At 66.3% G+C, this 8155-nt stretch carries 1 protein-coding gene; it reads right to left on the bottom strand.

The genetic code is table 11. The annotated features are described in order from the left end of the window. Positions 1–8155: amino acid adenylation domain-containing protein (locus AK81_RS27360; protein WP_043204347.1), on the bottom strand; the 8155-nt coding region annotated here is incomplete at both ends.

Below are 8155 nucleotides of genomic sequence, written 5' to 3'. Positions count from 1 at the left end.
TAGCTCAGTTCGCCCTCTTCGGCCCGCACTGCCAGGGCATCCGGGGTGCGCGCAACCTGCGCCTCGATCATGCCGTGCAGCGTCTGCGCCAGGTTGTAAGCCACCGTCGTGTCATTGAAGCCCGCCAGCACCTGCTGGCGTTCCATAGGCTCAAGTACCGGCAAATGTTGTACCGCCAGGGCTGGTGTGTGCTCCAGGGCCTCGACCATGGCCTGCAGCACCTGGTTCATCTGCCCGCAGATGCGCGCCGCGCCGACCTCGGCCGGTGTCATGGCTACCAGCCGGAACCCTTCACCCAGGTCATCCACGTTCAGGCCCAGCGGGTAGTTGCTGCGCTCCTGGCTTTCGAGGGTGTCCATGCCCGCGGTCGCCTGCTTCTGGCTGGCCGTGGCCTGGGTGCTGTGGCGGTAGTTGAGCATGGCACTGAACAATGGCGACGGCGCGGCCACACCGCTACAGCGCTGGGCCAGTGCCAGCGAGGCATGTTCGTGGGCCAGCAGTGCACTGAGGCGCTGGTGTGTGGCATGGGCGGCATCGCACACGCTGATATCAGCAAGATCGATGCGCAGTGGCAGGGTGTTGATGAACATGCCCAACGCCCGCTCGGCCCCCTCGCCACCTGCAAGGCGCCCCAGCAACACGGTGCCGAACACCACGCGCTGCTGGCCGCTGGCAGCACCCAGCAGGCGCGCCCAGGCCAGGTGGAACAGGCTGGCGACACTGATGCCCAGTTGACGCGCCTGCAAACGCAGGCGCCCGGCCAGGCCGGTGTCCAGCCACAGCTGGGACTCTTCGATGTCACGGCCATCGCCTTGTACGTCACTGAGGCCGAACGGCAGGGTCGGCTCATCGATATCGGCCAGCTGTTCACGGAAGAACGCCTCGTGCTCGGCCTGGCTGATGCCCAGGCGGGCTTGGGCCACGTAGTTGCGGTATGGCACCGGGGCATGGGCTGGCTCGGCGTGGCCTTGCAGATAACCGATCAGTTCTTCGGCAACCACTTCCATGGCGGTGTGGTCGAGGACGATGTGATGGAACTGCAAGGTCGCTTCAATGGGGCCGTCCGATTCGGTGTAGAGCAGGCGAATCAGCGGCGCCTGGCTGAGGTCGAGTGCCCGGGTGGCTTGTTCGCAGGCTGCGTGTGCAGGGGCCAGCGGCAGGCTGGCGTTGCGCAACACGACTTGGACGGGCTGGGGTAGGCCTTCCCAGAAGATGGCGGTGCGCAGCACGTCGTGGCGGCCGATGACCTTGTCCAGCGCAGCGGCGAAATTGTCGAGGTGCGCGCGGCTGGCGAAGGCGAAGCGCGATTGCAGGACGTACGGGTCGTGCCCGGCTGCACTCAGGTGGTGATAAAGAATACCTTCCTGCAGGGGCGCCAACGGGTAGATATCCTGCACGTTGGTCGCACCACCCGGCACCTGGGCCACGATACGGTCAATGGCAGACTGCTCCATGGCCACCAGCGGTAGCATGGCCGGCGTGATATGGCTGCAGCCGACCGGAATCAGGTTATCCGGCACCTGTACCTCATGGCGCTGGCCCATCGTGGCGGCCAGGGCGGCAATGCTCGGCTGGCCGAACAGAGTACGTACATCCACCTGCAACCCTTGCCGGCGCAGGCGTGCGGTGAGGTTGACGGCCAGTAGCGAATGCCCGCCGAGTTCGAAGAAGTTGTCGTGACGGCCCACCCGCTCGACCTGCAGCATGTCGGCCCACACCGCCGCCAACGCGGTTTCAACCTCACCTTGTGGTGCCACGTAGGCTTGCCTGGCCAGCAAGGCCGGGTCCGGCTCGGGCAAGGCCTTGCGGTCGAGTTTGCCGTGGCTGGTCAGCGGCCAAGCAGCCAGGCGGACAAAGGCCAACGGTACCAGGTGCGCCGGCAAGCTTGCCTGCAGCGCTTGGCGCAAGGTGTCGGGGGCCACCGGCGTGGTTTCGGTGAACCACGCCAACAGGCGTTCGCCGCGCACCAGTACCACGGCACCGGCAATGCCAGGCTGGGCCGCCAGCACACTTTCGATTTCACCCAGTTCCACCCGCACGCCGCGGATCTTCACCTGATCATCATTGCGCCCCAGGTAATCCAGGGTGCCATCGGCATTCCAGCGCACCAGGTCCCCACTGCGGTACATCCGCGCATTGGCTTCGGTGCAGAACGGGTCGGCCACAAAGCGCTCTGTGGTCAGGCCTTCACGCTTCAGGTAACCCCGGGCAACCCCGGCACCGCCTATGTACAACTCACCTACTGCGCCAACCGGTACCGGCTGCTGCTGGTCGTCGAGCACGTAGACCCGGGTGTTGGCGATCGGCTTGCCGATGTGCAGCCGGCCGCCAGGTGTCAGCTGCCCGGAGCTGGCCACCACCGTCGTTTCAGTGGGGCCGTAATTGTTGACCAGGGCAAAACCGGGCTCATGCTCGAACTGGCGCACGCGGTCTCCCCCCACCAGCAACGTGCGCAAGGTCGGGTGCTGGCGATCACGGCGCAGCGCCTGCTCGGCCACCGGTGTCGGCAGGAAGCTGACCGCCAGCGGTTGTTCAAGCCACCAGTCCAGCAATTCATCAACGTGTTCAGCGCCAACCTGTACCGGTGGCAGGTGCAGCACTGCCCCTGCACAGAGCGCAGGCCAGACCTCCCAGGCCATGGCGTCGAAGCCGAACCCGGCCACCGTGCTGGTATGGCTGCCAGCGTGCAAGGCGAAGGCCTCGCAGTGCCAATGCACCAGGTTGGCCAGGGTAGCGTGCTCGACCATCACACCCTTGGGCTGGCCGGTCGAACCGGAGGTGTAGATCACGTAGGCCAACTGTCGATGGTCCAGCCCGGCCACCTGCGGGTTGCCATCCGACTCGCCTTGCCAGGCATCACGGTCCAGCGCAACCCGGGGCATATCGCCAACCAACGCCAGGGTAGACGAGTCCACCAGCACCAGCACCGGGGCGCTGTCGGCCAGCAGGTAGGCAATACGATCAGCCGGGTAAGCGGGGTCGATCGGTACATAGGCTGCGCCGGCCTTGAGCACTGCCAGCAGGCCGACCAGGCGCTCCAGGTTGCGCGGCAGGCACAGCCCGACGCGGTCGCCGACTTGCACGCCATGCGCAATCAGGTAGTGGGCCAGCCGGTTGGCGCTACGGTTCAGTTCGCCATAGCTCAGCACCCGGCCATCCTGCACCAGGGCCGCAGCCTGCGGGGTGCGGGCCGCCTGGGTTTCGACCAGGGCGTGCACGGTGTGCCCGGTCGGGTAGTCGCGCTGGGTGGCATTGAAGGTTTCCAGCAATTGCCGGCGCGCAGCCTCGTCCAGGATCGGCAACGTGGCCACCGGCACATCCGTCGCCAGTTCCAGCGCCCGGGCCAGCTCGCCGAGCGCCTGGTGCATCCAGCGGGCTACCCGTTCTGCCCCGACACCCTGCTGGGCCAATACACTCAAGCCAAAACCTTCGCCCAGGTCGTCGACGCTCAGGGTCAGCGGGTAGTTGCTGCGCTCTTCGCCGCCAAGCAGGCGCACGCCATGCGCGCCGGCCGCCGAATCATTGCGCCCGGCGCTGCTATGGCGGTAGTTGAACAAGGCGCTGAACAGCGGCGAGGAAGCCGCCACGCCACTGCAGCGCTGGGCCAATGCCAGCGAAGCATGTTCGTGCGCCAGCAGCGCCGACAGCCGTTGATGGGTCACACGTACTGCCTGCTGCACCGGTGCGCACAGGTCGATGCGCAAGGGCAAGGTGTTGATGAACACACCCAGCGCCCGGTCGGCCCCGTCGCCGCCTTGCAGGCGGCCCATCAGTACCGTGCCGAACACCACGTCGGTGCGGTTGGCCAGCACACCCAGTACGCGTGCCCAGGCCAGGTGCGCCAGGCTCGCGGCGCTGACGCCCAGGCGCCGGGCCTGTTCACGCAGGCGGCCGGCCAGCCCCGTATCCACGGCCAGGCTGGCTTCCTCGATGGCGTGGCCTTCACCTTGCACATCGGCCAGGCCGAACGGCAGCGTGGGTTCGTCCAGGTCGCCCAGCATGTCACGGAAGAACGCCTCATGCCCGGCATTATCAGCCGCCAGGCGGGCCTGGGCGACGTAGGTGCGGTATGGGACAGGTACCGGCAGGCGTTCGCCCTGCCCCGCCAGCAGCGCCTGCATTTCACCGGCGATCACTTCCATGGCGGTGTGGTCCAGGGCCAGGTGGTGGAACTGCAAAATCGCCACCACCCGCTGGTTGGCCGGGTCATCGGCATGTACCAGCCGCAGTAACGGGGCGCAGCTCAGGTCCAGGCGCTGGTGGCGGGCATCGTGACGTTCCTGCAAGGCATCGAGCACCCGCTCGTCGCCAAGCCCGGCAATCGCCGTCACGGCCATCCGCGCTTCACGCCACACCACTTGCACCGCCTGTTCGAGGCCTTCGCTGACCACCGCGGTGCGCAGAATGTCGTGCCGATCAATAACCTGCTGCAGGGCTCCGGCCCAGCGCTGCAAGTCAGCCAGGCTGTCGAATGCCAGGCGCGACTGCAGCAAGTACGGGTCACCCTGTTCGGCGCTCAGGTGGTGGTAAAGAATGCCTTCCTGCAGGGGCGCCAGCGGGTAGATTTCCTGCACGTTGGCGGCACCACCCGGCACGCTGGCGACGATACGGTCGATGCTGGCCTGGTCCAGGTCGATCAGGCTCAGCATCTGAGGGGTAATGAAGCGAGCATCTGCAGGTACAGCATTGACAGGCACCCGTACCTCGCGGCTACTGCCCACTGCTGCGGCCAGGGCAGCCAGGGTCGGCTGGGCAAACAGCACGCGCACATCGGCACCGAGGCCGGCCTTGCGCATGCGTTCGACCAGGGTCACGGCCAGCAATGAATGGCCACCCAGTTCGAAGAAGTGATCATGGCGCCCCACCTGCTCGACCTTGAGCACGTCGGCCCAGATCGCTGCCAGTGCCGCTTCTGTTTCGCCCTGTGGTGCCTCGAAGGCGCGGCTGATCACAGCATCGCTGCCCGGTTGCGGCAGTGCGCGGCGGTCGAGCTTGCCGTTGGCGGTCAAGGGCAACTCGGCCAGGCACACATAAGCGGCCGGCAGCATGTAGTCCGGCAGCTGGCCTTGCAGTTGCGTATGCAACCCGGCGAGTGCCGGTGCCGCGGCGTGCGCTGTGAAGTACGCCACCAGGCGCTTGTCGCCCGGGGTATCTTCACGCAGTACCACGGCTGTATCACGAATGCCGGCGCACTGCGCCAGGCGGGCTTCGATTTCCCCCAGTTCGATACGGAAGCCGCGCAGCTTGACCTGGTGGTCGGCGCGGCCAAGGTAAAGCAGCGTGCCGTCGGCTTGCCAGCTGGCCAGGTCCCCGCTGCGGTACATGCGTGCCCTTGGCTGGCGGCTGAACGGGTCGTCCAGGAAGCGCTCGGCCGTCAGTTCGGGCTGGCCAAGATACCCCAGGGCCACACCATCACCACCGATGTACAGTTCACCCACGGCCCCCACCGGCAACGGTTGCTGGCGGGCATCGAGCACGTAGCAGCGGCCATTGCTGATGGGCTTGCCGATCGGGATGCTGCCCTTGTCCACGGTGACAATTTCATGGGTGGTGCTGAAGGTGGTGGCTTCGGTCGGGCCATAGCCATTGAGCAGGTGCGCTGGCCCGCCTTCGCGCAGCACACGGGCGATGACCGCCGGGTCCAGCACGTCACCGCCCACCATCAGGTAGCGCAGCCTGGCAAAGGCCGGCATCAGGGCTTCGGCAAATTGATGGAACAGCCCCGCAGTCAGCCACAGCACGCTTACGCCCTGTGCCAGCAGCACGTCACGCAATGCCTCGCGTGACAGTACCTGTAGCTGGTCGATGACCACCACGCTGGCGCCGTTGAGCAACGGTGCCCAGACCTCCAGGGTACTGGCGTCGAACGCCGGGTTGGAGGCGAAGGCAACCCGGTCCTGGCGGGTGAATTCGGCAAAGCCGTTGTTGATCACCAGGCGCACGATGGCCCGGTGCGGTACTTGCACACCTTTCGGGGTGCCGGTGGAACCCGAGGTGTACATGATATAGGCCGCGCTTTCGGCGTTTACCACCAGGCCCGGGGAATGCGTCGGGCAATCGCCCAGCTCGCAGCAGTCAAGTTCGACCCGCAAGGCCTGGCCTACTTGCGCTTCACTGGCGAGGGTCAGCAGTACCCGGGCACCGCTGTCCTCGATCATGAAGGCCTGGCGGTCGGCAGGCGCGTTGCTGTCCAGTGGCACGTAAACGGCTGCGCATTTGCTGGCCGCCAACTGTGCAGCCAGCAGCTCGAAACTGCGCGGCAGCAGCAGCGCAACACGATCGCCCGGGTTCACGCCCAGGCTCAGCAAGTGGTGCGCCAGGCGGTTGGCATAGTGTTCCAGCTGCCGGTACGTCCATTGCCGTTGGCCATGCAGCACTGCCGGTGCGTCCGGCGTCAGCGCGGCGTGCGCATCGAACACCTTGTGAAGCGCATGTTCATTCGGGTAGTCGCGACGGGTAGCGTTGAAGCCTTGCAACACCAGCGCGCGCTCGCTGCTTGTCAGGTGGCTTAACGAACGCAGTGGCGTGGCCGGGGCTCGCGCCAGTGCCTGGGCCAGCTGCTCCAGGGCACTGCCGAGCAAACGGCCTACCTGGCCACCGTCAACCTGCGCTACAGCCTGTACCGTCAGGACAAAGCCATCACCCAGATCGTCTACATTGACCACCAGCGGGTAGTTGCTGCGTTCGTGGGCAGCCACCTGCTCGATGCCCCGCCAGGCTTGGCGCAGCTCAGCCTTGCCCGCTGAGCTGTGGCGGAAGTTGAGCAGGCTGGTGAACAGTGGCTGCGAAGCCGGCACACCACTGCAGCGCTGGGCCAGGGCCAGTGAGGCTTGCTCGTGGGCCAGCAGGCGGCCCAGGCGCTGGTGGGTCAGGCGCACGCCATCGGCGGCACCTGCCGCCCCCACGCTGACACGCACCGGCAGCGTGTTGATGAACATCCCCAGTGCCCGCTCGGCACCCTCGCCGCCTTGCAGGCGACCGAGCAGCACGGTGCCGAACACCACTTCTTCGCGCCCGGACAGCTGGGCCAGTACCTGCGCCCAGGCCTGGTGCACCAGGCTGGCGACACTGACGCCCAGTAGCCTTGCCTGTTCACGCAGGCGGCCAGACAAGCCGTTATCCAGGGCATGCCGGCTGTCGAGCACGTGGCTGACGTCGCCTTGGGTATCCTGCAGGCCAAACACGGTGGTGGGTTCGTCGATGTCGCCCAGCAGTTCGCGGAACAGGGCTTCGTCGGCCCCAGGGTCGCCACCCAGCCGGGCCTGGGCCACGTAGTTGCGGTAAGGCACGCTGGCCTCGGGCAGGGGCTGGCCCTGCAGTACAGCGCTGATCTCGGTCACCAGCTGCTCGACGGCAGCATGGTCGAGGATGATGTGGTGGATCAGCAAGGTGGCTTGCAGCCGGCCGTCCACCTCGGTGGGTATCAGGCGAATCAGTGGGGCCTGGTTGAGGTCGAGGGTTGCAAGGGCTTCGTCACAGCGCAAGGCAGCCACAGACGGGGTTTTGCGCCACACCACCTGCACGGGCTCATCCAGGGTTTGCCAGTGGATGCTGGTGCGCAGGATGTCGTGGCGGGCGATGACCTGGTCTAGGGCTGCGGCAAATGCGTCCAGCTCGGCCTGACCGGGGAAGATGAATCGCGCCTGCAACACGTAGGGATCGGCGCCCTCGCTGGCCAGATGGTGGTAAAGGATGCCTTGTTGCAGCGGGGCCAGGCCATAGATGTCCTGGATATTCGCTGTGCCACCGGGCATATGCGCCACCAGTGTGTCGATGGCTGCTTGCGAAAGATCGGCCAGTGGCAGCATGGCCGGCGTGATGCGTGTACAGCCTGGTTCAATGCGGTTAGCCGGCACAGCCACCTGGGTTTCACCACCCACCGCGGCGGCCAGTGCCGCCAGGGTCGGCTGGCCGAACAGCACGCGGATGTCGGCCTGCAGGCCCTGTTCGCGCAAGCGCGAAGTGAGGGTCACCGCCAGCAGCGAGTGGCCGCCCAGTTCGAAGAAGTTGTCGTGCCGCCCTACCCGCTCGACGCCCAGCAATTCGCTCCACAAGGCCGCCAGCAGGTTTTCGGTTTCGCCTTCGGGGGCCTCGAAGGGGCGCTCCTCGATTGCCTCGGGCGTTGGCAATGCCTTGCGGTCGAGCTTGCCGTTGG

This window comes from Pseudomonas putida W15Oct28 (genome assembly GCF_000708715.2).
In the GTDB taxonomy this organism is placed as follows: Bacteria; Pseudomonadota; Gammaproteobacteria; order Pseudomonadales; family Pseudomonadaceae; genus Aquipseudomonas; species Aquipseudomonas putida_R.
The sequence above is the reverse complement of the archived record's forward strand: the minus strand, read 5'-3'. Positions and strand labels throughout refer to the sequence as shown.